General features: G+C 69.7%; 23 protein-coding genes. 14 read left to right on the top strand and 9 right to left on the bottom strand.

Annotated features, from left to right (window positions below; all coding sequences use genetic code 11):
• Window positions 1-2 precede the first annotated feature (2 nt).
• A complete protein-coding gene (locus R2B38_RS16960; protein ID WP_318016986.1) occupies window positions 3-1313 on the bottom strand; it encodes an ABC transporter substrate-binding protein in 1311 nt (436 codons plus the stop codon).
• Between the two features lie 117 nt (window positions 1314-1430).
• Between R2B38_RS16960 and R2B38_RS16955 the strand changes: the two genes are divergently transcribed.
• Window positions 1431-1931: an SCO4402 family protein gene (locus R2B38_RS16955; RefSeq protein ID WP_318016985.1), complete on the top strand. Its 501-nt coding sequence runs from the start codon at window positions 1431-1433 to the stop codon at window positions 1929-1931.
• Between the two features lie 327 nt (window positions 1932-2258).
• A complete protein-coding gene (gene purU / locus R2B38_RS16950) occupies window positions 2259-3140 on the top strand; it encodes a formyltetrahydrofolate deformylase (RefSeq protein WP_318016984.1) in 882 nt (293 codons plus the stop codon).
• 100 nt (window positions 3141-3240) lie between these two features.
• On the opposite strand, the gene R2B38_RS16945 is transcribed toward purU, so the two are convergent.
• Together R2B38_RS16945 and R2B38_RS16940 are read right to left on the bottom strand one after the other, a co-directional pair.
• Window positions 3241-4557, bottom strand: a complete 1317-nt coding sequence (locus R2B38_RS16945) for a zf-HC2 domain-containing protein (RefSeq protein WP_318021710.1) — start codon at window positions 4555-4557, stop codon at window positions 3241-3243.
• Between the two features lie 257 nt (window positions 4558-4814).
• Entirely contained in the window at window positions 4815-5387 is a 573-nt protein-coding gene (locus R2B38_RS16940) for a sigma-70 family RNA polymerase sigma factor (RefSeq protein ID WP_318016983.1), read from the bottom strand.
• Window positions 5388-5708: 321 nt separating this feature from the next.
• On the opposite strand from R2B38_RS16940, the gene R2B38_RS16935 reads away from it, so the two are divergent.
• Both R2B38_RS16935 and R2B38_RS16930 read left to right on the top strand, forming a co-directional pair.
• Window positions 5709-6098: an STAS domain-containing protein gene (locus tag R2B38_RS16935; RefSeq protein WP_033286534.1), complete on the top strand. Its 390-nt coding sequence runs from the start codon at window positions 5709-5711 to the stop codon at window positions 6096-6098.
• 141 nt (window positions 6099-6239) lie between these two features.
• Complete coding sequence (locus R2B38_RS16930; RefSeq protein WP_318016982.1) at window positions 6240-6752, top strand: EF-hand domain-containing protein; 513 nt, start codon at window positions 6240-6242, stop codon at window positions 6750-6752.
• Here R2B38_RS16930 and R2B38_RS16925 read toward each other — a convergent pair.
• Entirely contained in the window at window positions 6736-8265 is a 1530-nt protein-coding gene (locus R2B38_RS16925; protein WP_318016981.1) for a class I adenylate-forming enzyme family protein, read from the bottom strand. The genes R2B38_RS16930 and R2B38_RS16925 overlap by 17 nt on opposite strands.
• 98 nt (window positions 8266-8363) lie before the next feature.
• Between R2B38_RS16925 and R2B38_RS16920 the strand changes: the two genes are divergently transcribed.
• From R2B38_RS16920 to R2B38_RS16905, 4 genes are all read left to right on the top strand, one after another.
• A complete protein-coding gene (locus tag R2B38_RS16920) occupies window positions 8364-9560 on the top strand; it encodes an amidohydrolase family protein (RefSeq protein ID WP_033286532.1) in 1197 nt (398 codons plus the stop codon).
• Entirely contained in the window at window positions 9560-10693 is a 1134-nt protein-coding gene (locus R2B38_RS16915) for an acyl-CoA dehydrogenase family protein (RefSeq protein WP_318016980.1), read from the top strand. The genes R2B38_RS16920 and R2B38_RS16915 overlap by 1 nt, the downstream gene beginning before the upstream one ends.
• A gap of 3 nt (window positions 10694-10696) precedes the next feature.
• Window positions 10697-11575 carry an acyl-CoA dehydrogenase gene (locus tag R2B38_RS16910; protein ID WP_318016979.1) on the top strand — a complete coding sequence of 293 codons (879 nt, stop codon included), beginning with the start codon at window positions 10697-10699 and terminating at the stop codon, window positions 11573-11575.
• Between the two features lie 509 nt (window positions 11576-12084).
• The gene (locus R2B38_RS16905) at window positions 12085-12555 is read left to right on the top strand and encodes an ATP-binding protein (protein WP_318021709.1); all 471 of its coding nucleotides are present in this window, start codon (window positions 12085-12087) and stop codon (window positions 12553-12555) included.
• Between the two features lie 351 nt (window positions 12556-12906).
• On the opposite strand, the gene R2B38_RS16900 is transcribed toward R2B38_RS16905, so the two are convergent.
• A complete protein-coding gene (locus R2B38_RS16900) occupies window positions 12907-13854 on the bottom strand; it encodes a cyclase family protein (RefSeq protein ID WP_318016978.1) in 948 nt (315 codons plus the stop codon).
• 95 nt (window positions 13855-13949) lie between these two features.
• On the opposite strand from R2B38_RS16900, the gene R2B38_RS16895 reads away from it, so the two are divergent.
• The 4 genes from R2B38_RS16895 (at window position 13950) to R2B38_RS16880 (ending at window position 18554) form a co-directional block, all read left to right on the top strand.
• Window positions 13950-14855 carry an SDR family oxidoreductase gene (locus tag R2B38_RS16895; protein WP_318016977.1) on the top strand — a complete coding sequence of 302 codons (906 nt, stop codon included), beginning with the start codon at window positions 13950-13952 and terminating at the stop codon, window positions 14853-14855.
• Between the two features lie 120 nt (window positions 14856-14975).
• Window positions 14976-16130 (top strand): acyl-CoA dehydrogenase family protein, encoded by a 1155-nt coding sequence (locus tag R2B38_RS16890; protein ID WP_318016976.1) that lies wholly within the window; start codon window positions 14976-14978, stop codon window positions 16128-16130.
• Entirely contained in the window at window positions 16130-17179 is a 1050-nt protein-coding gene (locus tag R2B38_RS16885) for an alcohol dehydrogenase catalytic domain-containing protein (RefSeq protein ID WP_318016975.1), read from the top strand. Before R2B38_RS16890 ends, R2B38_RS16885 begins: the two co-directional genes overlap by 1 nt.
• Before the next feature lie 100 nt (window positions 17180-17279).
• Window positions 17280-18554: an MFS transporter gene (locus R2B38_RS16880; protein ID WP_318016974.1), complete on the top strand. Its 1275-nt coding sequence runs from the start codon at window positions 17280-17282 to the stop codon at window positions 18552-18554.
• Window positions 18555-18788: 234 nt separating this feature from the next.
• Here R2B38_RS16880 and R2B38_RS16875 read toward each other — a convergent pair whose 3' ends face one another.
• On the bottom strand, window positions 18789-19898 hold the full coding sequence (locus R2B38_RS16875) for a GlxA family transcriptional regulator (RefSeq protein ID WP_318016973.1): 1110 nt from the start codon (window positions 19896-19898) through the stop codon (window positions 18789-18791).
• A gap of 72 nt (window positions 19899-19970) precedes the next feature.
• Here R2B38_RS16875 and R2B38_RS16870 point away from each other — a divergent pair, with 72 nt between their 5' ends.
• Entirely contained in the window at window positions 19971-21314 is a 1344-nt protein-coding gene (locus R2B38_RS16870) for an MFS transporter (protein ID WP_411978463.1), read from the top strand.
• A 3-nt stretch (window positions 21315-21317) separates the two neighbouring features.
• Here R2B38_RS16870 and R2B38_RS16865 read toward each other — a convergent pair whose 3' ends face one another.
• The 3 genes from R2B38_RS16865 to R2B38_RS16855 form a co-directional block, all read right to left on the bottom strand.
• Complete coding sequence (locus R2B38_RS16865; protein ID WP_318016972.1) at window positions 21318-21611, bottom strand: SCO0607 family lipoprotein; 294 nt, start codon at window positions 21609-21611, stop codon at window positions 21318-21320.
• Between the two features lie 150 nt (window positions 21612-21761).
• Window positions 21762-22298, bottom strand: a complete 537-nt coding sequence (locus tag R2B38_RS16860) for a VOC family protein (RefSeq protein WP_318016971.1) — start codon at window positions 22296-22298, stop codon at window positions 21762-21764.
• Between the two features lie 125 nt (window positions 22299-22423).
• Complete coding sequence (locus tag R2B38_RS16855) at window positions 22424-23029, bottom strand: flavin reductase family protein (protein WP_318016970.1); 606 nt, start codon at window positions 23027-23029, stop codon at window positions 22424-22426.
• 252 nt (window positions 23030-23281) lie between these two features.
• Here R2B38_RS16855 and R2B38_RS16850 point away from each other — a divergent pair, with 252 nt between their 5' ends.
• A complete protein-coding gene (locus R2B38_RS16850; RefSeq protein WP_318016969.1) occupies window positions 23282-23875 on the top strand; it encodes an HAD family acid phosphatase in 594 nt (197 codons plus the stop codon).
• Window positions 23876-23896 lie beyond the last annotated feature (21 nt).

The raw sequence follows: 23896 nt of genomic DNA, 5'->3' as shown, positions 1-23896 counted from the left end.
TCTCAGCCGAGGTCCGCGCTGTCGAGCGTCTTCGTCATGTCGAAGAAGCCCTTCTTCGCGGACACCAGAACGCCCTTCCGTACGACCTGAAGCGTCACGTTCGCGTTGACCAGCCGGGCCAGGCCGACCGAGGCGAGGTTGTCGTCGCGGGGGCTCCACTGCAGCGTCGGCGTGAGCCCGCCCGTGTTGACCTTCACCCCGTCGTCGAGGGCGCGGCGCACGGTGTCGGCGGTGATGTCACCGCTGCCGAGCGAGTTCACGACCGTCTTGAACGCGGTGTACGCGATCCAGGTGGTCTGCACCCCCGCGTCCGCCGGGTCGATGCGGTTGTCGCCGAAGGCCACCTCGTTGACGGCCTTCTTCATCGGGTCCCAGCGCACGTCGCTCGCGACCGGGTACCAGCCCGTGATGTACGACCCCTCGTACGGCCCGGACTGCCCGCCCGTCGAGTTGATCTCGGTCTGGTCGACGCTGCCGAGCACGGTCGCGGCGTGCACCGCGGGGTAGTCCTGGCGGTCGCGCCGGAAGGAGTCCATGAAGGTGTCGGTACGGTCCCCGAGCGAGGGCACCACACAGCCCTCCTTGCCCGAGCCGCCGCTCGCGCTCTCCAGGGCGCGCGTCGACTGACTGGAGTACTCGGTGGCGTCGTCGGCCGCGAGCTGGTCGGTGGCCGCCGCGTGGCCGCCCGCCGCGAGCCCGGCGTTCAGCAGCGGGGGCAGGTCGTCGCCGGCGATGGAGTCGGGCCGTACGAGGGTCACCGGGCCGCAGGTCGAGGCGAGTTCCTTGCCGAGGCCCGCCAGGAGCGCGGGCTGGCCGCCGTTGACGGGGTAGGACAGGGCGCGGGTGAACTCCTCGGTCGTCACGCCGTAGCCGCCGATGTACGGGATGCCGGCGCCCTCCAGCGGGGCGAAGTACGAGTCGCTGAACTCGCTGTACGAGCCGACGACCGCGACGACGTTCTCCTGCACGGCCTGCCGGGCGCACTTCGCGGCGGCCACGCTGGTGTTGTGGTCGTTGCAGGTCAGGACCTTGAGCTTGCGGCCGTTGATCCCGCCGTGCTTGTTGATCCACTTCGCGTACGCCGTCGCCATGGCGGGCATGCCCGGCTTGTTGGTCGCGTTGGTGTCCCATGGCGCCCACGTCATGACGGTGATCGAGCCGTCCCCGGAGCCTCCCGCGGTACCGGGGATGACTCCACAGCCGGCCAGGAGCGACGCGCATGCCCCCAGAGCTGCCGCCGACAGCGCGGTCGCTCTGACGGGCCGGGTGAAGGTGGGGAGGAAGGTGCTGCGGTTGCGTCGCCTGCCTGTCATGGACAGACACGCTTCCGTCACGCCACTAACCGGGGTGTGACTCGGGGTCAACAAGTGGTGACGTGGAGGTGAATTACGGGGGGCGTTCCTGTGTGTGTGACGAGGAACGTACGATCGATGACCGTGCAAGGTTCGGAGAACTCTTCCCGTCGCCCCCGTCGCTCCTCCACCATGGGCGGCATGCCACTGAACGACATGCCCTGGTGGCGCTGGCGCAGCAACGTGCGTTCCGCGCTGCACATGCTCTCCGATCCGGCGTTCCAGCAGAACGTCTGGCTGTCGGGTGTCGAGGGGTACGGCGACGTCACCGACGCCGTCTACCGCCTCGTCGAGGACACCTGGCTCGACAACTGGTCCGCCGAGAAGTACGTCGGCACGATCTTCCGCGACTCCCAGGAGGCGGCGCTCGTCGACACCGCGGTCCTGCGCGTCCTGCGGATCATGCACCAGGTCGGCCCCGACGCCCATGTCTCCGTGTACGTCGACCACGAGGCGTGGCCGGACGCGGTACGGGCGGCGCGGGACGCGCATGTGCGGATGGCGGTGAGCGACGGGGACGATCCGGATGCGGCGCCGCGGACGCTCGAGGTTTTGCAGATCATCACGCGGTCCGCGTAGAGGGCGGGCGGGTGCGGGTTCGCGTGCGCGGCTGGTCCGGGTAGGGCGGGTTCGCGTAGAGCGGGCTGTGGGGGTGGGTTTCGGGTTCGTCGGCGGGTGCGGGTGAGTGGGGGCTGGTCGCGCAGTTCCCCGCGCCCCTGAGGGGGGCGGGTTCGGGTTCAGGGTCGGCTGCGGGTAGTTCGTGGTTGCTCGCGCCCACGCGGCGGAGCCGCATATCGATACAGCCCCGCGCCCCTCCGTAACGCGCCGTGCGTTTAGTCGGTGCGGGTGGGTCCGGGTGGCGGACGGCGATGTGTCCGCTCAGGGGGATATGGGACCCTGTCCGGCATGAACGCGCAGTCCACCCCCGCCGCGGCACTCGCCGACCAGTACGTCCTCACCCTGTCGTGCCCCGACAAGCAGGGCATCGTGCACGCCGTGTCGAGCTACCTCTTCATGACCGGCTGCAACATCGAGGACAGCCAGCAGTTCGGTGACCACGACACGGGGCTGTTCTTCATGCGTGTCCACTTCTCGGCGGAGTCGCCGGTGACCGTGGAGAAGCTGCGGGCGAGCTTCGCGGCGATCGGTGACTCGTTCCACATGGACTGGCAGATCAACCGGGCGGCGGACCGGATGCGGGTCGTGCTCATGGTCAGCAAGTTCGGGCACTGCCTCAACGACCTGCTCTTCCGGGCCCGGATCGGTGCGTTGCCGGTGGAGATCGCGGCGGTGGTGTCCAACCACACGGATTTCGCGGAGCTGGTCGAGTCGTACCACATCCCCTTCCACCACATCCCGGTGACGAAGGAGAACAAGGCCGAGGCGGAGGCGCGGGTTCTGGACCTGGTCCGCGAGGAGAACGTCGAACTCGTCGTCCTGGCCCGGTACATGCAGGTCCTCTCCGACGACCTCTGCAAGGCGCTCAGCGGGCGGATCATCAACATCCACCACTCGTTCCTGCCGAGCTTCAAGGGCGCGAAGCCGTATCACCAGGCTCACCTGCGGGGTGTGAAGCTGATCGGGGCGACCGCGCACTACGTCACCGCCGACCTCGACGAGGGCCCGATCATCGAGCAGGAGGTCGAGCGGGTGGGGCACGACGTGACACCGGACCAGCTGGTGGCGATCGGGCGCGACGTGGAGTGCCAGGCGCTGGCGCGGGCCGTCAAGTGGCACGCCGAGCGCCGGATCCTGCTGAACGGGCGCCGGACGGTCGTGTTCGCCTAAGAGCGCGGGGGCTGCGGGATCGGTGGCGACTGCGGGCGCGTCGTGGCTGGTCGCGCAGTTCCCCGCGCACCCGCACCCGCCGACGAACCCGAACGAGCCCCTACATCCGGCTCAACGACGCCGTGGCGAACAGCACATCCCGGATAGCCTCCCGGTCACCGAGCTGCCCCGCGGCCGCCTCCTCCGGCGACACATGCCCCGCGGCCAGATGGCAGAACTCCACACCGTCCAGGGCGATATGGGCAACCTCCCGCTCGGCCGACCCCACCGCCCCGGGCGAGTCGAGGGAGATCAACCACTCACCCCCACCGTGCCCCTCGATCTCCAGCCGCAGACTACGACCAGGCTCACCCGCCCCCACCAGATGCCGCCCACTCCCCGGCGAAGCCAACCCATGCCGCCGCCGCTCGGCCAGCACCACGGGAAGCATGCGCGCGGCCAGGTCGATCATCCGGTTCAGGTAGCGGGGGGACGGCGGATCGTACGGGTAGTCCACCGCCTCCGCGATATCCCCCGCGTGCACCCAGCACTCGAAGGCCCGGTCGAGCATCGCATCGTGCAACGGAAGCTCGAAGTCGCCGTAGGAGACGGCCAGTTTGCCGGTGCTGCCGCCCGTGAACGACACCGTGCGCACGATGTTGTGGCTCTGCTCGCGCCACGGCGAGCGGATGGACCGGGTCGGCGGAAAGTGCGACGACCTCCAGTACGCCTCGGTACGCGAAGCCGGAGTCATGGCCTTGGCGGCACTCTCCCCGGTCAGCGGGTCGTCGAGGCCGAGCGCCGCCGCGACCAGGCCGTCGACGGTCAGCAGATGCGCGATGACCCCGGCGACAGTCGTACGACGACTCGTCGGCCCGTCACCCTCGAACCACCGCAACCGCACGGGCGCGTGCCACTCGGCGTCACCTATGTCCTGGAGCAGCGCGTCCAGCCGCGCCGTCTCCGCGTCGTACGGCGTCGCCCACACCGGCACCGGAATGCGCGGCGGCCGCCGGTCGAAGGAACCGGTCAGCACCCGCGTACGCAGCCCGGGATCGAGGTCGAGCGGCTCGACAGGATGCAGCAGCCCCACCGCGCCGCGCAACCGCAACGCCTCCTCCGCACACGCCCCGCACTCCCCGAGGTGCTCCTCCACGGCAGCCGTCTCCGCCGCCGAACACGCGGCCAGCGCCCACGCCCCGAGCAGCGCCTTCAACACCCGGTGCTCCAGAACCAACGGCACGCCCCGCGACTCGGCCGCGTCCAACTCGGGCAACGGCCGCCCACTGTCCTCAACGGAGGCCCGCGGCATGGGAATTCGAGGCGGCTCCCCTTCACCGCCCACAGAACCCCGGTCCACGGAACCACCGTCCCCGGAACCGGAACCGGAACCGGAACCGTCCCCGGAACCACCGGAACCGCCCGGCCCACCCCGCATGCCGTCGTCGCCGTCACCGTCGTCGTTCACCGAACCGCCGTTCCCGGAGCCGTCGTTCACAGAGCGGCCGTCCTCGGAGCCACCAGGCACACCAGCTCCACCAGGCACACCAGTTCCACCCGGCCCACCTGAACCCCCGCTCGCCCCACCCTGCGCCGGCACGACCTCCTCACCTTCCCCGGCCCTTTCGCCGTACCCCTTGTGACCCTCGTACCTCTCGTACCTCTCGTAGCCGTCGGCGTCCCGCCACGCGTCGCTCACGCGGGACCCCCCGCCCCCGGCGGTGCGCCGGCGTCGTGGGCGGTGGACAGGAGCTGGAGGCCGAGGCGCAGGCGGCGGCGGGCCTCGTCCTCGGTGACGCCGAGGTCGACGGCGGTCTGGCGGTAGTCGCGGCGCTGGAAGTACGCCAGTTCCAGGGCGGCCCGCAGCGGGGCGGGCATGGACGTGACGATGTAGTCGGCGCGGGCGGCGACGGAGGCACGGCGGACCTTGCGCTCCAGCTCCTCCGTGGAGCCCTGGCCGCCCTGCGCGAGGGCGGCGGTCTCGGTCGCGCGCAGCCGCTGCACCGCGAGCCGGTGCGTCAGCGCGGCCACCCAGGAGCGCAGCGGGCCCTGCTTGGGGTCGTAGGCGTCGGGGTGTTCCCAGACGTGCGCGAAGACCTCGCGGGTGATGCCGTCGGCCGCGTGCTCGTCGCCCAGGACGCGGTGGGCCAGGGAGTGCACGAGGGACCCGAAGCGGTCGTACAGCTCACCGAGGGCCGCCGCCTCGCCGCGGGCGAGCCGCTGCTGCATCTTGCGGTCCCAACGGGGCGGTGCGTCCTTCGTCGCCATGCGGCCCCCTCACCGAGTCCGTGCCCAAGTCAAGCGTGCGCTCACCGTCTCTTCGAATGTAGTGGGCACGTCTGACAGCGCACCCCCCATTCTGCAATTGCACGCCCCCGAAGGGCCGCGGGTGGTAACGGATCTGCGCCTACCCCACCCACATCTGATCGAACAGGATCGAAGGCGACTAAAACAAGCCTCTTCCGGCCGGTTTCCGTTTCTGCCCCCGTGTTTCAGGGAACGGCCGCTGGGCAGCCGCGCTGCAAGGAAGCGTAGGTACGGCTTCCGTTTCCGGACGGTCTCCGGGAGTTCCGGCTAGCGAAAGGCGCGATGGTGGCCTTCAAAGTGAACGACGGCGAGCGCGGCGGCTGGTCCGTGCTCCTCGTGTCCGGCGAACTGGACCTGGTGACCTCACCGGTGCTGCGCCAGCGGGTGCACGACGTGGTGGCGGAGGGGCAGCACAGCCTGGTCCTCGACCTCTCCGAGGTGCTGTTCTGCGACTCCAGCGGCGTGGGCGTGCTGATCGCCGCCCGCCGTCTGATCCGCTCCTGCCAGGGGCATCTGCGGGTGGTCCTGCCCGCCCAGGGCGCGGTCGACGGCTCGCACGTCAACCGGGTCCTCGGCGCCCTCGGCGTCCGCCGTCTCTTCGACGTCTACCCCGATGTGATGACCGCCACAGAGGACGAGCCCGAGGACGAGGCCGACCCCCTCTCGGCGTGACGCGTCGGTTTCCGGCGTGACGTCGTTGTTTCGGAATTTCCCCGGTCTTGGTACAAGCGTCGTTTTCCGCTCCCGGACCCGCCCCGGCGTCGTACGCTCCGTCCCAAGCGCACCCCACATGAGTAAGGCGGCCCGAAAGACATGGTCAGCACCGAGTACGAGCGACGGATCGCGGCCCGTTTCGCCACCTTCGACCAGGACGGCAACGGGTTCATCGACCGGGAGGACTTCAACTCGGCGGCCAAGGCGCTGCTCGCGGAGTTCGGTACGGCGGCCCGCTCCGACAAGGGCCAGGCCCTGTACATCGGCGCGGAGGCGTTCTGGCAGGGCATGGCCGGCATCGCCGACCGGGACGGCGACCAGCGCGTCAGCCGCGAGGAGTTCGTGGGCGGCGCGGTCAAGCGCCTGCGCGACAACCCGGAGCGCTTCGCCGAGATCGGTCGCCCCTTCCTGCACGCGGCCCTCGACGTCGCGGACCCGGACGGCGACGGCTCGGCCACCATCGCGGACACCGTGCGCGTCCTCAAGGCCCTCGGCGTCCCCGACGAGATCGCCGCGATGGCCGCCGACGCCCTCGACACGGACAGCGACGGCAAGGTCGGCGAGGCGGAGATCATCTCCTCCTTCGCCCGCTACTTCACCGTCCCCGAATAGTCCTGGGATCCGAATAGCGTTCCCGCAGCTTGTACTTGAGCACCTTCCGCAGGGTCTCGTTGCGCGGAAGGGCGTCCACGATCTCCAGCTGCTCCGGCAGCTTGTGCACGGACAGCCCTTCCGCGCGCAGGTAGTCCGTGACGGCGGCAAGGGTCAACTCCCCGGCCCCCTCCGCCTGTTCGACCACCGCACACACCAACTCCCCCCGCTCCACGTCCGGCAGCCCCACGACGGCCACGTCCCCGACGTCCGGATGCGCGGCCAGCAGATCCTCGATCTCCTTCGCCGAGATGTTCTCCCCCTTGCGGATGATCACGTCCTTCAGCCGCCCGGTGAGGATGAGATGCCCGCTGTCCGTCAGGAGACCAAGGTCCCCGGTCCGCAGGAACCCGTCCCCGTCGAACGCCTCCGCCGTCTGCGCCGGATCCAAGTACCCCTGACACACGGCCTCCCCGCGCAACCGCACCTCCCCGCCCTCCGTGATCCGTATCTCCATCCCGTCCGGCGGCCGCCCCTCGGTCGTCGCCAGATTCTCCACGGTGTCGTCGGGCGCCCCCATCGTGATCATCGGCACCTCGGTCATGCCGTACCCGTGGGTGAGCTGGACCCCCATCTCGCGTACGACGGAGTGGTAGACCTCCGGCGGCTTGGGAGCCCCGCCGCCCGCGAGCAGGCGCAGCGAGGGGATGACCTTCTCGCCCGGCTGTTTGCGCTGCTCGGCAAGGAACATGGAATAGAAGGCAGTTGAGCCGCCGGCCACCGTCACCCCGTGCTTGCGGTAGCCCTCCAGGGCGTCCGGCAGCGCGAACTGCTCGAACATCACCGCCGGGAAGCCGTACAGCAGCAGCATCACGGTGTAGTCGGGCCCGGCGATGTGCGCGTACGGGAAGGCCATCGAGCCCACGTCGTCCGCCGTGAGGTGCAGCGCGTGGGCGAGGCAGGAGCCGCCCGCGATCAGTGAACGGTCCGTGTGCAGCACGCCTTTGGGGTCGGAGGTGGTGCCGGAGGTCCAGTAGATCCAGCGGACGGAGGTGCCGTCGGTGGGCGGGGCGGGGAGCAAGGCCGGGTCGCCGTCCGGGAGTTGGGCGCTGTCGTACGCCTCGAAGATCCCCCGTGCTCCCAGCCGCCGGGCCATCTCCCCGTAGTCGAAGCCGCGCCAGACGCCCGGCACCGCGAAGTACTCCGCCTTCGACTCCCGTAGCGCGAAGCCGACTTCGCGGTCGCGGTAGAAGGGGATCACCGGGGTCTGTACGGCGCCCAGGCGGGCCAGCGCGAAGGAGAGCAGGGCGGTCTCGATGCGGGTGGGCAGCTGCCAGGCGACGACCGTGCCGGGGCGGACGCCCATGCCGTAGAGGCCGGCCGCCACGCGCTCCGATCGGTCGCGCAACTCGCCGAAGCTCAGGGCCCGGTCGTCCTGGAGGAGGACCGGGCGGTCGGGGGTGAGGTCGGCGCGGCGGGCGACCAGGTCCCACAGGGTGCGGGAGGAACTCAGGGAGTACGCCGTCTCGTTCATGGTCCCCCTCCTTGGTTGACGACTTGGCTGACGACTCGTCAGGTGACATGCTATCTGACGGGTCATCAGATAAGTACCGTCCCGGCGGAGGGGAACCCATGGCCACCGAACTGCCCCGCATCATCAGCGTCGACGACCACGTCATCGAACCCGCGCACCTCTTCGAGACCTGGTTGCCGAAGAAGTACCGCGACCGCGGCCCCCAGCCGCTCACCGCCGGAATCGGCGAACTCGCCTATGTGGCAGGCAAGTACCAGATCACGATGGACCCGGACGGCCCGCCCACCGACTGGTGGATCTACGAGGACCTCAAGTTCCCGTACAAGCGCAACATCGCCGCCGTCGGCTTCGACCGTGACGAGATGACTCTGGAGGGCATCACCCGCGAGCAGATGCGCCCCGGCTGCTGGGACCCGGCCGAGCGGCTCAAGGACATGGACCTCAACCACGTAGAGGGCTCGCTCTGCTTCCCGACCTTCCCGCGCTTCTGCGGCCAGACCTTCGCCGAGGCCCACGACAAGGAGGTCGCGCTCGCCTGCGTCCGCGCCTACAACGACTGGATGGTCGAGGAGTGGTGCGGCGACAGCGGCGGCCGTCTCATCCCGCTGTGTCTGATCCCTTTGTGGGACGTCGAGTTGGCCGTGGCGGAGATCCGCCGGAACGCGGCGCGCGGGGTGCGCGCGATGACCTTCTCCGAGATCCCCACCTACCTCGGGCTGCCCTCCATCCACTCCGGCTACTGGGACCCGTTCTTCGCGGTCTGCCAGGAGACGGGCACGGTCGTCAACATGCACATCGGCAGCAGTTCCCAGATGCCCGCCGCATCGCCGGACGCGCCGCCTGCCGTACAGGCCTCGCTCTCCTTCAACAACGCGATGGCCTCGATGATGGATTTCCTCTTCAGCGGCGTCCTGGTGAAGTTCCCGACCCTCAAACTCGCCTACTCCGAAGGGCAGATGGGCTGGATCCCGTACGCCCTGGAACGCGCCGACGACGTGTGGGAGGAGCACCGCGCGTGGGGCGGGGTGCGCGACCTGATCCCCGAGCCGCCGTCGACGTACTACTACCGGCAGATGTTCTGCTGCTTCTTCCGCGACAAGCACGGGGTCGCTTCGCTGGATGTGGTGGGCCGGGACAACGCCACGTTCGAGACCGACTACCCGCACGTCGACTCAACCTTCCCGCACACCAAGGAAGTTGCCCTCGACCATGTGAAGGGCCTCGACGACGAGACGGTCTACAAGCTGATGCGGGGCAACGCGATCCGCATGCTGGGCCTGGATCTCGATCAGTGATGGACCTCTCGTACACGGCTGAGGAGGACGAGTTCCGGGCGCGCCTGAGGGAGTGGCTGGGCAAGGTGCTGCCCACGCTGCCCGCGAAGCCGTCCCCGGACGACTGGCCCGGCCGTCGCGCCTACGACTGCGGCTGGCAGCGGATGTTGTACGACGCCGGGTACGGCCATGTGCACTGGGACGCGTCTCCGACCACCCGGCTGATCTTCCTGGAGGAGACGGAGAAGGCGGGGGCGCCCTACGTAGGGGCCAATTTCGTCGGGCTGTTGCACGCCGGGCCGACGATCGCCGCGGAGGGGACTCCCGAGCAGCGGGAGCGGTGGCTGCCGCCGGTGCTGCGGGGCGACGAGGTGTGGTGTCAGGGGTTCAGTGAGCCGGATGCCGGGTCCGACCTCGCGTCGTTGCGCACGCGGGCGTTGCGGGACGGCGACGACTATGTGGTGAGCGGGTCCAAGATCTGGACCTCGCACGCCGAAGTCGCCGACTGGTGCGAGCTGTTGGTCCGGACGGATCCCGCGGCGCCCAAGCACCGGGGGATCAGCTGGCTCGCGATGCCGATGTCCGCGGCGGGGATCACCGTGCGGCCGTTGCGGACGTTGGCCGGGTCCGCGGAGTTCGCCGAGGTGTTTCTTGACGAGGTGCGGGTGCCGGTCGGGAATCGGGTGGGGGACGAGAACGATGGCTGGCGCGTGACGATGGTGACGCTGTCCTTTGAGCGCGGTACGGCTTTTGTGGGGGAAGTCGTCGCTTGTCGGCGGGTGTTGGGGGAGCTGGCGGTCGAGGCGCGACGGAATGGGCGTTGGGACGATCCGGGCATTCGTCGCCAACTGGGGCGGCTTAACGCTGAGTTCAGGGCGTTGTGGCGGCTTACCCAGTGGAACGTGAGTGAGGCGGAAGCCTCCGGCGGCGTACCGGGTGTGGGGGGCTCGGTCTTCAAACTCCGCTACTCGCACGCCCGTCAGGAGCTGTATGACGCGGCGGCGGATGTTCTTGGGCCTGACTCCCTTGATCTGGAGCGGCCTTGGGTGCTGGATCGGTTGTCCTCGCTCTCGTACACCATCGCTGCCGGTACCTCGCAGATTCAGCAGAACATCGTGGCCGAGCGGATTCTTGGGCTGCCGAAGGGGAGGTGAGCGGTGCGGTTTCAACTGACCGGGGAGCAGAAGGCGTTGCGGGCTGCTGTGCGGGGTGTGGTCGGTCGGTGGTCGGGTGCGGGCCGGTGGGGGCTGGTCGCGCAGTTCCCCGCGCCCCTTATTGACCGGGGTTTTTGGGGAGCCCTTGGGGAGCTTGGGGTGTTCTCGCTTCGGTTGCCGGAGGTGGATGGGGGAGCCGGACTTGGGCTCCCCGAGGCTGTGTTGGTGTTTGAGGAGCTTGGGTGGGCGTTGGTGCCGGGGCCGTTGGTGGCTACGCATCTTGCGGCCGGGGTGGTGCCGGGCGCGGCTACCGGAGAGACGGTTGTCGCCGCTGCCGACGGGAGCCTCGTGGAGTGGCTGGACGAGGCCGATGTTGTGTTGCCGGGGGCCGAGGGGGCCGTAGCGCTGCGGTCTGTGGATCCGTTGACGCCGTTGCATCGGGTGCCGGCTGCGGCGCGTACCGACCCCGTTGCTGTTCTTCTCACCGCCGCCGAGCAGCTCGGGACCGCCGCGCGGGTGTGTGCGTTGGCGGTGCAACACGCCCGGACTCGGGAGCAGTTCGGGCAGGCGATCGGGGGGTTTCAGGCCGTCAAGCATTTGTGTGCGCGGTCGTTGGTGCGGGTGGAGGTGGCTCGGGCCGCCGTGTACGCGGCTGCTGTTACCGGGGATGCGGTGGACATCGCCGCGGCTCGGTTGCTTGCCGATGAGGCTGCCCTGCGGGGGGCCCGGGACTGTTTGCAGGTGCATGGCGGGATGGGGTTCACCTGGGAGTCCGAGGTTCATCTGCATCTGAAACGGGCGTGGGTGCGCGCTCGGCGTGGTGGCGGGGACACGGAGAGTGAGGAGGTGCTCGCGGCGGATCTGCTGGCCCAGGCGGGCTAGCGGGGCGGCTGCCTGCGGGGATCCGGGCGGGGGTGACAACGGTGTCGCGGATCGTGGCATATCGGAATCACGGAGCGTTGATATCGGGTTGTGTCCTACGCGTGACTTGTCACGGCCTGGAGTCGTCTGCGGGCTCCGGTACCTTGTGTGGGATGCGAGTGGTTCAAGGTACGAGCCATGCCGGTGTTGCCTGTGAGGCGGCTCCGGATCGGGCGATGCGCACCCCCGCTCGCACGGCAGAACAGGCTTTCACCCCGGCCTGTTCGACTGCCCGCGGCGAGCGTCGCACAGTATCCCGCACTCGTACTCCTTCGCGCTGGAATATGCCCGAAGCGCTTGTTGGGGTGACTGAACGTCAACCATGCTGTCTCGCAAGGGATTCACGTTCCGTGACCCTTGTTCTGGCCGTTGTTCTGGTCATGCAGGAAATGGCTACGATCGTGGCCCTCGTGAGGCGCGAGGCTAAGTGTCCGCCGGTTCGGATGGTGTGAGCGGTGCAGGTGCTTCAAGTGCAGCTGGAGATCCGGCCCGACCCCGCTGAGGTGGGGCGAGCCCGGCGGTGGGCGCGTTCGCGGCTCGCGGGGTCCGGGATAGAGGCCGACGAACCGCTCGCGGAGACGCTGATCCTGCTCGTCTCCGAGCTGGTCACCAACGCCGTGGTGCACACCGGCTGTCCGGCCGTGCTGCGGCTCTCCCTGCCGGACGTGGTGACCGAGTCGGCGACCGTACGGCTGGAGGTCGCCGACACCAGCTGCAAGGCGCCCGTGCCGCGCTGCGCGGACGGCGACGAGACCGGCGGCCGCGGCCTGGCCCTGGTGGACGGCCTCGCCGACCGCTGGGGCTGGAGCGCCGAGGGCACCGGCAAGCGCATCTGGTGCGAGATCGACCGGGACAGCGAACCCCGGGAGATCGCGTGCGCGGGCGGTGCCGCGGCGTACGAGGGCTTCGAGTTCGAGGGCTTCGCGTACGAGGCCGTGTAGGGCCGTGTTGTAGGTGCTGCCTGCAAGTGCCGGGCGGAGATGCGCCGGGCTGTGCTTCCGTGCGCGCCCTGCGATAAAAGGGGCTTACGCCGCAAATCCCCGGATGGGCGTTGACGCGACGTGACCATGTGGTCACGCTTGTGGGCAGCGATTCGCCGCGAGGGGACGGCGAGGGCTTCGGTGACGGGAGCCCTCGGCGAGTGTGGGTCGTGTTCGGCGTGGGCTCCCTCGGGGCCGGGGGTCAGGACGGGGCGCCGGAGTCGGATGGCGGCACGCGGTGCCGTGCTCGGGGCGGGCAGCAGCGCGCCGCCATCCGACCGTAAGTCCGGCCCTCGTCAAAACCGGACTGTCCTAGAGGATGGCGATCGGGGCCACCGGGGTTCCCGTCGCGCCCACGAAAGGTTCGGGCATCGCCGAGAGGAAGAACGCGTACCGGTTCTCTTGTCCACAGGCTGTGGACAACTCTTCGAGATTCCAGTTCTGGCCCTGCGGCATGCCCATCTCGACCAGATCGAGCGCGTGCACCGGCAGCCACAAGTCGTCTATCTCCGGCGGAAATATCTCAAAGGTCAGGGTGTCGTTGGCGACCGCCGCGACATCCCGGGCGTGGAACCACTCCGGCGTACGGACCGACAGCCCGGGTGACGGATAGCCGTACCCGTGCTTGTCGCCCGCCAGATACACCTGCACCTGCCCGGTCCGTACGAGCACGATGTCGCCCGCGCGGACCCGCGTACCGGCGAACTCCTCGGCGGCTTCCAGGTCTTCGGGGGTGACCGCGTGACCTCCTTCGAGGCGATCGACGCCCCGCGCGCGTGCCACGTCGAGCAGGATCCCGCGCGAGACGATGTGCCGGGCCTTGTCGATCCCGCTGAACTCGGCGCCGCCGTGCGGGGTCACGGTGCCGGCCGGACGGCCGTTGTAGAGCTTGCCGGAGTGCGAGACGTGGGTGAGCGCGTCCCAGTGGGTGCCGGCCTGTAGTCCCATGGTCACGGCGTCGTCGCTGCACGCGACCGTTCCCGGGCCGAAGAGTTCCTGGTTGATCTGCACCATCGCGTGCAGGGGGTTGATCCGGCCCGGGATCATCCCCGTCTGGACGCCGTCCTGCTGGAGGGGGAGCGCGAGGGGGACGCGGCGGCCGGTGCGGATCTCGGCGGCGGCCGCTCGGACCACGTCGTCGGTGATCAGGTTCAGCGTGCCGATCTCGTCGTCCGAGCCCCAACGGCCCCAGTTGTTCACGCGCTTGGCGATGTCGTGGAACTCGGGACCAAGTGACGGCGGTGACGTCTGCGGTGACATCGGGGCCTCCCCGGGGCTTGTCCTCAGGTATCTGACGGGTCGTAGAATCTGAGTCGAATCTAACGGACCGTCAGAAACCGTGGGAGGGGCCGGACATGGGGAACTTCTTGGCTGGCAAGGTCATCGCTGTCACGGGGGCGGGGCGGGGTATCGGGCGGGCGGTCGCGCTTGCCGCTGCGGGGGAGGGGGCGCGGGTTGTCGTCAACGACTACGGGGTCTCGATGGACGGGGGGTCGCCTACGAGTGAGATCGCGGAGGGGGTCGTCAAGGAGATCTTGGCTGCGGGTGGGGAGGCTGTCGCTGTTGCCGATGACATCTCGACGATGGCTGGGGGGCAGCGGGTTGTCGATGTCGCGGTGTCTTCGTTCGGGCGGATCGATGGGGTTGTTTGTGTTGCGGGGATTCTTCGGGAGCGGATGCTTTTCAATATGTCCGAGGAGGAGTGGGATCCCGTTCTCGCCACTCATCTGAAGGGGACGTTCACTGTGTTTCGGGCTGCTTCCGCTGTTATGCGGAAGCAGCGGGCGGGGACGTTGATCGGGTTCACCAGTGGGAATCATCAAGGGTCGGTTTCGCAGGCCAATTACAGTGCGGCCAAGGGTGGGATCATCTCGTTGGTGCGGAGTGCCGCTCTTGGGTTGAACAAATATGGGGTTACCGCCAACGCGGTTGCGCCTGTTGCTCGTACGCGGATGTCCGCGAACGTTCCTATGGAGTTGGCGGAGATCGGGTCGCCGGAGGATGTGGCGGCGCTGGTTGTTTATCTGTTGTCCGAGCGGGCTCGGGAGGCTGGGATCACCGGGCAGGTTTATACCGTTGCCGGGGAGAAGATCGCGGTGTGGGCGCAGCCTCGGGAGTTGCGGGCGGCGTATGCGGTCGGGGGGTGGACGGCGGAGAAGATCGCGGAGTTTCTGCCGGGGTCTGTCGGGGTGGATCCGATGCCGATACTTGGGCGGTTGCAGGAGATGGAGCGGGCTGCGCGGGGTGGGGAGCGGCCCTAACGCCTAGGGGGGGTGGGGGTTTGTGATGTGTGGCGTGTGCGGGTGCGTGGGGGGGCTGGTCGCGCAGTTCCCCGCGCCCCTGGGTTAGTTGAGCCGGCCTGTGCTGGAAGGGGACCCGCTGTGGAATTTGGATTCGCTGACGCAGATGAAGACTTTCGGGTGGAGGTTCGGGCGTGGCTCTCTGAGCATGTTGATTCGGATCAGGATCGGCGTGTGTGGGAACGGACGCTTGGTAAGAGTGGGTGGATCGGGCTGGGTTGGCCGGAGTCCGGGTACGGGAATCGCAGTGCCACCCTCACTCAACAGGTCGCCTGGGCCGAGGAGTATGCGCGGTCGGACGCGCCGCCGCGGTCCGGGCATATTGGGGAGAACCTTCTTGCCCCTACCCTCATCGCGCATGGAAGCGAGGAGCAGAAATCCCGTTTCCTGCCGGCCATCGCTGCGGGGGACGAGCTGTGGTGTCAGGGGTACAGCGAACCGGGGGCCGGGTCGGATCTCGCAGGGGTGCGAACTGTTGCCGTGCGGGACGGCGGCGACGGGTCGTATCGGGTCACCGGGCAGAAGATCTGGACCTCGCTCGCCCATGAGGCCGACTGGTGTTTTGTGCTGGCTCGGACCGAGGTGGGGTCTCGGCGGCATCGGGGGTTGAGTTTTCTGCTCGTGCCCATGGATCAGCCGGGGTGTGTCGAGGTGCGGCCCATACGGCAGTTGACCGGGACGAGTGAGTTCAACGAGGTGTTCTTCGATGGGGCACGTGCGCGTGCCGAGCATGTTGTGGGTGGGGAGGGCGAGGGGTGGGCCGTTGCCATGAGCCTGCTCGGGTTCGAGCGGGGGGTGTCGACCCTGGCCCAACAGATCGGGTTCGCGCGGGAGTTGGGGCGGGTTGTCGAAGTCGCCGTTGCCTCGGGGGCCGTTGGCGATCCCGTCCTGCGTGATCGACTCGTGCGGCAGTGGGCCGAGTTGAAGGCCATGCGGTGGAACGCGCTGCGGACCCTCGGGCGGGCCGGGGACGCCGGGGCGCCCAGTGTGGCCAAGCTGTTGTGGGGCGGGTGGCATCAGCGGCTCGGGGAGTTGGCGATGCAGGTGCGGGGGGCCGCGGCGGCGGTGGGGCCGGTGGACTGGACGCCGTCACTGTCGTACGAACTCGACCTGTTCCAGAACCAGTTCCTCTTTTCGCGGGCCGACACGATCTACGGCGGCTCGGACCAGGTTCAGCGCACGATCATCGCCGAGCGGGTGCTCGGTCTGCCCAGGGAACCCAAGGGGGTCGTCTGATGCGCGGTGTGGTCTTCGACGGCAAGCAGATCCAGGTCGTGGACGATCTGGAGGTACGGGAGCCGGGGCCCGGGGAAGTGCTGGTCGCGATCTCGGCGGCCGGGTTGTGCCACAGCGATCTGTCTGTGGTGGACGGGACTATCCCTTTTCCCGTTCCTGTGGTGTTGGGGCATGAAGGGGCGGGGGTGGTGGAGGCCGTGGGTGTGGGCGTCACCCATGTCGCGCCCGGGGATCATGTCGCTCTGTCCACGCTCGCCAACTGCGGGACCTGCGCCGAGTGCGACCGAGGGCGGCCGACCATGTGCCGGCAGGCTATCGGGCGGCCGGGGAAGCCGTTCACGCGGGGCGGGAAGCCTGTCTACCAGTTCGCCTCCAACTCCGCCTTCGCCGAGCGGACCGTGGTGAAAGCCGTGCAGGCCGTGCGGATACCGGAGGACATTCCGATGCCGTCCGCCGCGCTCATCGGGTGCGGGGTGCTGACCGGGGTCGGTGCTGTTCTCAATCGGGCGCGGGTTGGGCTCGGGGAGAGCGTTGTCGTCATCGGGACGGGTGGGATCGGGCTCAATGTTCTTCAAGGGGCGCGGATCGCGGGGGCGTTGACGATCGTCGCGGTGGACGCGAATCCCGGGAAGGAGGCTGTGGCTCGGGAGTTCGGGGCCACGCACTTCCTGACGTCGGCGGAAGGTGTGCGGGAGATTCTGCCCGACGGGGCCGACCACGCGTTCGAGTGCGTGGGGCGGGTGGAGTTGATACGGCAGGCCGTGGATCTGCTGGATCGGCATGGGCAGGCGGTGTTGCTCGGGGTGCCGCCGGCTGCCGCCGAGGCGTCCTTCCTCGTCTCGTCCATGTATTTGGACAAGTCGATTCTCGGGTGCCGGTACGGGTCCTCGCGGCCGCAGCGGGACATCGCCCTGTACGCCCAGCTGTATCGCGAAGGGCGGTTGCTGCTCGATGAGTTGGTGACCGAGACGTATCCCGTCGAGGACTTCGAGAAGGCGGCGGGGGACGCGGAGGCGGGGCGGGTGGCGCGTGGGGTTCTGACGTTCTGACGGTCCCTGTTGAGCGGATGGGCTCAGTGGGTGGCTGGAGTTATCCACAGGCCGGGGAAATTCCTGGGGCGTTGTCGGTCCCGGGCCTTAGCGTTTTGGCATGACTTACCGCGATGTGGTCTCCCGCCAGGTCCTGACCTGGGCCTGCACCGCCATAGGCGCCCGGATGCCGGTGGCCATGGCGCCGCTGGCCCTGGTCTTCCTGGTGCGCGAGCGGCCTGGGGGTTACTCGCTGGGCGCGATACTCGCGGCGGCCTATGTCCTGGGGGAGATCGGCGGGGCGCCGGTGCTCGGGATGCGGTTGCGGCCGGAGCGGGCTCGGGTACAGCTGGCTGTCGGGCTCGCGGTCGGGACGATGGGGTTTCTGGGGCTCGGGGTGTTTCCGGGGGCGCATCCTGCCGTGCTCGCCGGGTTCGCGTTCGTCGCCGGGGGTGCGCCGGCCGCCGCGACCGGTGGACTGCGCACGCTGCTGGGCGAGTTGGTGCCCGCGCGGTCCGTGGCGCAGGCCTTGTCCGTCGAGTCGATACTCACGGCGGGGGTGTGGGCGGTGTCTCCGGCGGCGGTGGCCGGGCTGGCACTTGGTGTTGCGCCGAGGGTTCCGCTGTTGCTCGCGGCCGGGTTGATGGCGTGGTCGGTCGGGGGACTGTGGTTGCTGCCGGCCCGGTGGGGCGGGGGCGACACGGGCGGTGCGGTCGGGGACGGTCCTCCGCTGCTCCGGGTGCTGGTCGGGGCCTGGCCGGTGTATGTCGTGGGCGCGGCCAGCCTTGCCCTGCTCGGGCTGTCGGAGCTCGTCCTTCCGGCGTTGCTCGAACAGCGTGGCATCGGGGTCGGCTGGTCGGGGCCGCTGCTGACCGGGATGGCGGTGGGGGGTGGGTTGGGTGCGTTCGTCTACGGCTTGCGCGGCTGGCCGGGGTTGTTGCGCACCCGGAGCCTGGTGCTGATGCTCGGCACCTCGGTGTGTGTGGCGCTGGCCGCGCTGATACCGGCCATGGCGGGGATCGCGGTCGCGCTGGTCCTGGGCGGCACGCTCCAGTCGGGGGCGATGCTCACCCGGAACCTGTCCCTGCGGGAGGTGTTGCCGCCGCGTGCGTTGGCTGCGGGGTATTCGGTCATGTACGCGGCGGCGGGGGCGGGGTATGCGGCGACGGGGTCGTTGGCCGGTGCGTTGTTGAGGGTGGCGGCGCCTTCTACGGCGATTTTGGCGGGGGTGTGCCTGACCGTGGCGATGACCGGCGTGGGGTGGTGGGGAGAGGCGCGGCGGGCGAGACGGGACGAGGGTGCGGAGGGGAGCGGCGAGGTGAGTGGTGGGGGCGCCGTAGAACGAGGGGATGTTGGAGCTGGAGTGGTTGCAGAGGGTGCCAAGTCAGCCAAGTGAGCCAAGTGGGCTGTGGTGCTGGGTCGGTTGAGGGTGCTAAGTGGGCTGTGGTGCTGGGTCGGTTGAGGGTGCTAAGTGGGCTGTGGTGCTGGGTCGGTTGAGGGTGCTAAGTGGGCTGTGGTGCTGGGTCGGTTGAGGGTGCCGAGTGGGCTGTGGTGCCGGGTCGGTTGAGGGTGCCGAGTGAGCTGGGGTGCCAAGTCGGTCAAGTGAGCCAAGTGGGCTTGTTGCGCCGGGTCAGTTGAGGGCGCCGACCGGGCCGTGGTGATCGGAGTCGGCGGTGGCGCGGTCGGGTTCGGAGCCGCCGTTGGCCCCTGTTGCCGCCGTTGCTCCTCCCGTCCGGAAGGTGCGGCGGTAGCCGGTCGGGGTGACTCCGAGGGCCGTCTGGAGGTGCTGGCGCATCGACTGGGCCGTGCCGAAGCCGGCGTCCGTGGCGACCTGGTCCATGGAGAGGTCGGTGGATTCGAGGAGGTGGCGGGCTCGTTCGACGCGTTGCTGGGTGAGCCACTGGCCGGGGCTGATGCCGACCTCCTCGCGGAAGCGGCGGGTGAAGGTGCGGACGGACATCGCCTCCTGCTCGGCCATGTCCCGGAGTTGGAGGGGTTCGTGGAGGCGGGCCAGGGCCCAGGTGCGGGCGGCGGTCGTGGTCGCCACCTGCGGGTCCGGGACCGGGCGGTGGATGTACTGGGCCTGGCCGCCGTCGCGGTGGGGCGGTACGACCGTGCGGCGGGCGACGTCGTTGGCGACGGCGGTGCCGTGGTCGCGGCGGACCATGTGCAGGCACAGGTCGATACCGGCGGCGACACCGGCGGAGGTGAGGACGTCGCCGTCGTCGATGAAGAGGACGTCCGCGTCGACCTCGATCTGGGGGAACAGTTCCTGGAAGCGTTCGGCGTCGGCCCAGTGCGTGGTGGCGGGGCGGCCGTCGAGGAGACCGGCGGCGGCGAGGACGTAGACACCGGTGCAGATGGAGGCGAGGCGGGTGCCGGGGCGGATGTGGGCGAGGGCGGCGGTGAGTTCGGGGGTGAGGACGCCCTCCTCGAAGACCGGGCCGAGTTCGTACGACGCCGGGACGATCACGGTGTCGGCGGTGGCGAGGGCCTCCGGGCCGTTCGGGACGTGGATGGCGAAGTCGGCGTCGGTGTCGACCGGGCCGGGCGGGCGGACCGAGCAGGTGACGACCTCGTACAGCAGCCGTCCCTCGGTGTCCCGGGGGCGGCCGAAGATGCGGTGCGGGATGCCCAACTCGAAGGGGAGGAGGCCGTCGAGGGCGAGGACGACGACGCGGTGCGGGCGGAACTCCGGCTTGGGCGCCGGCTTGGGCGCCGGCTTGGGCTCTCGGCTCATGGCCCGATTCTAGCGAATGCTGTCCTTCGGGCCAGTGGCTCGGGAGGGGTGGGATGCCGGAAGCTCATTGACGTGACGCAGACAACCGATGCCACGCCCGGTCCCGGCACCGCCGAGGAGCCCGGCCCCGCGCCCAGCGGCCGTAGCCGTCGTAGCCGTACTCGGATCAACCGCGCCTGGTTCGTCGCCGCCGTCACGTTCGTGACGATCATCGGGGCGGCGGCGTTCCGTTCGCTGCCGGGGCTGCTGATCGATCCGCTGCACCAGGAGTTCGGGTGGTCGCGCGGGACGATCGGGGCGGCGGCCTCGATCAACCTCGCGTTGTACGGGCTGACGGCCCCCTTCGCGGCGGCGCTGATGGACCGCTTCGGCATCCGGCGGGTGGTCGCGGTCGCGCTGACCGTCATCGCGCTCGGGTCCGGGCTGACGGTGTGGATGACGGCGCCGTGGCAACTGCTGCTGTGCTGGGGGCTGTTGGTGGGGTTGGGCAGCGGTTCGATGGCGCTGGCGTTCGCGGCGACGGTCACCAATCGCTGGTTCACCGCGCGCAAGGGCCTGGTCACCGGCATCCTCACGGCGGCCTCGGCGTCGGGGCAGCTGATCTTCCTGCCGCTGCTGTCCTGGATAGTCGAGGAGCACAGTTGGCGCCCGGCGGCGGTGACCGTGTCCCTCGCGGCCCTGGCCGTCGTCCCCTTCGTGTGGCTGCTGCTGCGGGACCACCCGGCGGACGTGGGCGCGAAGCCGTACGGGGCGAGCGAGTTCGTGCCGAAGCCGGAACCGGTGACGGGTGCGGCCCGCCGTACGGTGTCGGTGCTGTTCAAGGCGGTCCGCACGGGCCCGTTCTGGCTGCTGGCCGGGACCTTCGCGATCTGCGGTGCCTCCACGAACGGCCTGATCCAGACCCACTTCGTGCCCGCCGCCCACGACCACGGCATGCCCATCACGGCGGCGGCCTCGCTGCTCGCGGTGATCGGCGTCTTCGACGTGGTCGGCACGATCGCCTCCGGCTGGTTCACCGACCGCTTCGAACCCCGCCGCCTGCTCGCCGTCTACTACGCCCTGCGCGGCATCTCCCTCCTCTTCCTCCCCATGCTGCTCGCCCCCACGGTCCACCCGCCCATGCTCTTCTTCATCGTCTTCTACGGCCTCGACTGGGTCGCCACGGTCCCCCCGACCCTCGCCCTGTGCCGCGAGCAGTACGGCGAGGACAGCGCGATCGTCTTCGGCTGGGTGCTGGCCTCCCACCAGATCGGCGCGGCGCTCGTCGCCTTCCTGGGCGGGGTCGCCCGGGACGCGTTCGGGTCGTACGACATGGTCTGGTACGTGGCGGGGGCGTTGTGCGCGGTGGCGGCGCTGATGGCGCTGGTGATCCGGCGGCGGCCGGTCGCGGGGACGGCCCCGGTCGCGGTGGCGTGACGGCTACGGCGGGGAGGTGATGTTCCCCTTCGCGTCCACGGTGTGGGTCTGCCAGTACGTGTCCCACTTGTCGTCGACGTGCTTCGGCACCTTCCCCTTCGGGTACCGGGCGTAGCCGCTCGGCGGGTTGTCGCCGTTCTTCACGCAGGCGCCGCCCGCGGTGCTGCCCACGGCCAGCACCGGGTACTCGCCCCCGCCGCACATGGCGTCGGCCGTGGAGAACGAGCAGGCGGACAGCAGCCCGGCGGCGGATATCAGGACGGACGCGAGAACGGCGACGCGCGTGCGCTTGCTCATGGTTGGGGTCCCCCGGTCGGAAGCTCGAATGCTCGAATGCTCGAATCGGTATGGGAGCAAGGCTGTCGGAGGAGGGGCGGACCTTCATGAGTACGTGGGCTCAGATCGGCGTGCGGGTTACTCAGGAGCGGGGCGGCCTTGCCCTGGCCGTCAGCCGCTCGTCGTCCGCACGGGCGCGCTGCTGCGTCCGCGGTCCCGGCCGCTGAGTTCGGCGTCGAAGGTCTCCTGGGCGACGCGCATGACCTCGGCGTACGCGGGTTGCCGTAGCCGGTCCCACATCTCGTCCTCGGGGACGTCCTCCACGTGGGCGACCACCCACCAGATGGTGCCGAAGGGGTCCTTGATCCGGCCGCCGCGCTGTCCGAAGGCGTCGTTCGCCAGGGGGGTGACCACGCGGCTCCCGGCGTCGACGGCCCGGGCGAACGCCTGGTCCGCGTCCGGCACGAACACGCGGAGCAGGCTCGGCATGACGGGCCAGTCCGGGGCGCGGTCGAAGGCCAGCACGACCGTGTCGCCGACCCGGATCTCACCGTGCCCGATCGCCCCGCCCTCGGTCACCACCCGCCCGAGTTCCTTCCCGCCGAACGCCGCGGCGACGAAGTCGAGAAAGGCTCCCGTGTCGTCGGTCATGACCCAGGGGGCGATGGTGGTGTAGCCCGCCGGGGCGGAGTTGGTGTGGTGGGGCATCGTCGGGGTCCCTTCGTCGCTGCCGGGTTTCGGGGGCGACGATAGGGGCGGGGTAGGACAGGTCCTGTCCTACTGACGCACGCCGGTGCCGGTGCCGGTGCCGATGCCGATGCCGATGCCGACGGTCAGAGGAAGCGGCCCCGGTGGAACAACAGGGGCGCTCCCGCACCCTCGTCGGTGCCCAGCCCGTCCACCCGGCCCACCACGATCAGATGGTCGCCCCCGGTGTGCACGGCGTGGATCGTGCAGTCGATCCAGGCGGCGGCGTCGGTGAGGCGGGGGGAGCCGGAGACCGGGGAGGCGTCGTAGGGGACGCCGGCGAACTTGTCCGTGCCGCTCGCCGCGAAGCCGCGGCACAACTCGCCCTGGTGGGCGGCGAGTACGTTGACGCAGAAGACGCCGGCGCGGGCGATGCGCGGCCAGGTCGTCGACGTACGGCCGACCATGAAGACGACGAGGGGCGGGTCGAGGGAGAGGGCGGAGAAGGACTGGCAGGCGAAGCCGGCGGGGCCGGGTTCACCGGTGGCCGCGGGGGCGGTGATCACGGTCACGCCGGTCGCGAACGTGCCCAGTACGCGCCGGAATTGACCCTGGTCGACCGGTGCCCGCTCGTCGTCCGTGACACACCGAAGCTCCGGCCGCGGCAGCGCCTCGACAGGCTGCGCGGCCGGAGCGCTTCCGGCCGACCTGAGGTACCGGACGGCGGCCGCGGCCGCCCCTGCGTGTCCCATCACATCACCCATTGAAGCTGACGGTTCATCAGATAGGAAGGGGTGCGGGCCTCTCGGCGTCCGGTCTCGCGGACCGGCCCGCATCGCCTCTTTGCTGGGCCAATTCACAGACTGCCGGTCAGATCATGGGTGTTACGTCGCCCCGTGGACCTCCCCGGGTCACCTCCCGCACGCCCACCCCCAGCAGTGTTGCGCAACGACCGCCACCGCCACATCACCGGTGGCAGCCGTGACCTGAGGAGCACCCACACGATGAACCGTCTCACCGCACGCGGCGGAGCCGTGGCCGCCGTCGCCGGCCTCGCCCTGACGCTCGCCGCCGCCCTGCCCGCGCAGGCCGCCGACTCGACCGTGACCGAGTCCCAGTGGCTGACCGACGTCGCCGCCGTCACCGGCCCCGCGCAGACCTACATCGACTCCCGTGCCGCCGCCAACACCTCCGGTGCCAAGCAGGCGATCGTGCTCGACATCGACAACACCTCGCTGGAGACCTACTTCGAGGGCGGCATCACGGTCCCGGCCACCCCGCCGGTCCTCGCCCTCGCCCAGGACGCGCACGCCAAGGGCATCAGCGTCTTCTTCGTCGGCGCCCGCAGCAACCTCTTCAACGCGGTCACCAAGTCCAACCTCACGTCGGTCGGTTACACGGTCGACGGCCTCTACGCCCGCACGGTCGCCCAGCTCCTGACGGAGTCCATCGCCGACTTCAAGACCTCCCAGCGCAAGGCGATCGAGGCGAACGGCTACGACATCATCGCCAACATCGGCAACAACACGACCGACCTGTCGGGCGGTTACGCCGACACGACGTACAAACTCCCGGACTACGACGGCCTGTTGGACTGACGACGGCTCCGGGCGCCCCGG

This window comes from Streptomyces sp. N50 (assembly GCF_033335955.1).
Taxonomy (GTDB): domain Bacteria; phylum Actinomycetota; class Actinomycetes; order Streptomycetales; family Streptomycetaceae; genus Streptomyces.
The sequence above is the reverse complement of the archived record's forward strand: the minus strand, read 5'-3'. Positions and strand labels throughout refer to the sequence as shown.

Bases quoted from the DNA above. Each gene is read 5' to 3' on its own strand.
- R2B38_RS16960 (WP_318016986.1), bottom strand. From the start codon at position 1,313: ATGACAGGCAGGCGACGCAACCGCAGCACCTTCCTCCCCACCTTCACC.
- R2B38_RS16955 (WP_318016985.1), top strand. From the start codon at position 1,431: ATGACCGTGCAAGGTTCGGAGAACTCTTCCCGTCGCCCCCGTCGCTCC.
- purU (WP_318016984.1), top strand. From the start codon at position 2,259: ATGAACGCGCAGTCCACCCCCGCCGCGGCACTCGCCGACCAGTACGTC.
- R2B38_RS16945 (WP_318021710.1), bottom strand. From the start codon at position 4,557: ATGCGGGGTGGGCCGGGCGGTTCCGGTGGTTCCGGGGACGGTTCCGGT.
- R2B38_RS16940 (WP_318016983.1), bottom strand. From the start codon at position 5,387: ATGGCGACGAAGGACGCACCGCCCCGTTGGGACCGCAAGATGCAGCAG.
- R2B38_RS16935 (WP_033286534.1), top strand. From the start codon at position 5,709: ATGGTGGCCTTCAAAGTGAACGACGGCGAGCGCGGCGGCTGGTCCGTG.
- R2B38_RS16930 (WP_318016982.1), top strand. From the start codon at position 6,240: ATGGTCAGCACCGAGTACGAGCGACGGATCGCGGCCCGTTTCGCCACC.
- R2B38_RS16925 (WP_318016981.1), bottom strand. From the start codon at position 8,265: ATGAACGAGACGGCGTACTCCCTGAGTTCCTCCCGCACCCTGTGGGAC.
- R2B38_RS16920 (WP_033286532.1), top strand. From the start codon at position 8,364: ATGGCCACCGAACTGCCCCGCATCATCAGCGTCGACGACCACGTCATC.
- R2B38_RS16915 (WP_318016980.1), top strand. From the start codon at position 9,560: ATGGACCTCTCGTACACGGCTGAGGAGGACGAGTTCCGGGCGCGCCTG.
- R2B38_RS16900 (WP_318016978.1), bottom strand. From the start codon at position 13,854: ATGTCACCGCAGACGTCACCGCCGTCACTTGGTCCCGAGTTCCACGAC.
- R2B38_RS16895 (WP_318016977.1), top strand. From the start codon at position 13,950: ATGGGGAACTTCTTGGCTGGCAAGGTCATCGCTGTCACGGGGGCGGGG.
- R2B38_RS16885 (WP_318016975.1), top strand. From the start codon at position 16,130: ATGCGCGGTGTGGTCTTCGACGGCAAGCAGATCCAGGTCGTGGACGAT.
- R2B38_RS16880 (WP_318016974.1), top strand. From the start codon at position 17,280: ATGACTTACCGCGATGTGGTCTCCCGCCAGGTCCTGACCTGGGCCTGC.
- R2B38_RS16875 (WP_318016973.1), bottom strand. From the start codon at position 19,898: ATGAGCCGAGAGCCCAAGCCGGCGCCCAAGCCGGCGCCCAAGCCGGAG.
- R2B38_RS16865 (WP_318016972.1), bottom strand. From the start codon at position 21,611: ATGAGCAAGCGCACGCGCGTCGCCGTTCTCGCGTCCGTCCTGATATCC.
- R2B38_RS16860 (WP_318016971.1), bottom strand. From the start codon at position 22,298: ATGCCCCACCACACCAACTCCGCCCCGGCGGGCTACACCACCATCGCC.
- R2B38_RS16855 (WP_318016970.1), bottom strand. From the start codon at position 23,029: ATGGGACACGCAGGGGCGGCCGCGGCCGCCGTCCGGTACCTCAGGTCG.
- R2B38_RS16850 (WP_318016969.1), top strand. From the start codon at position 23,282: ATGAACCGTCTCACCGCACGCGGCGGAGCCGTGGCCGCCGTCGCCGGC.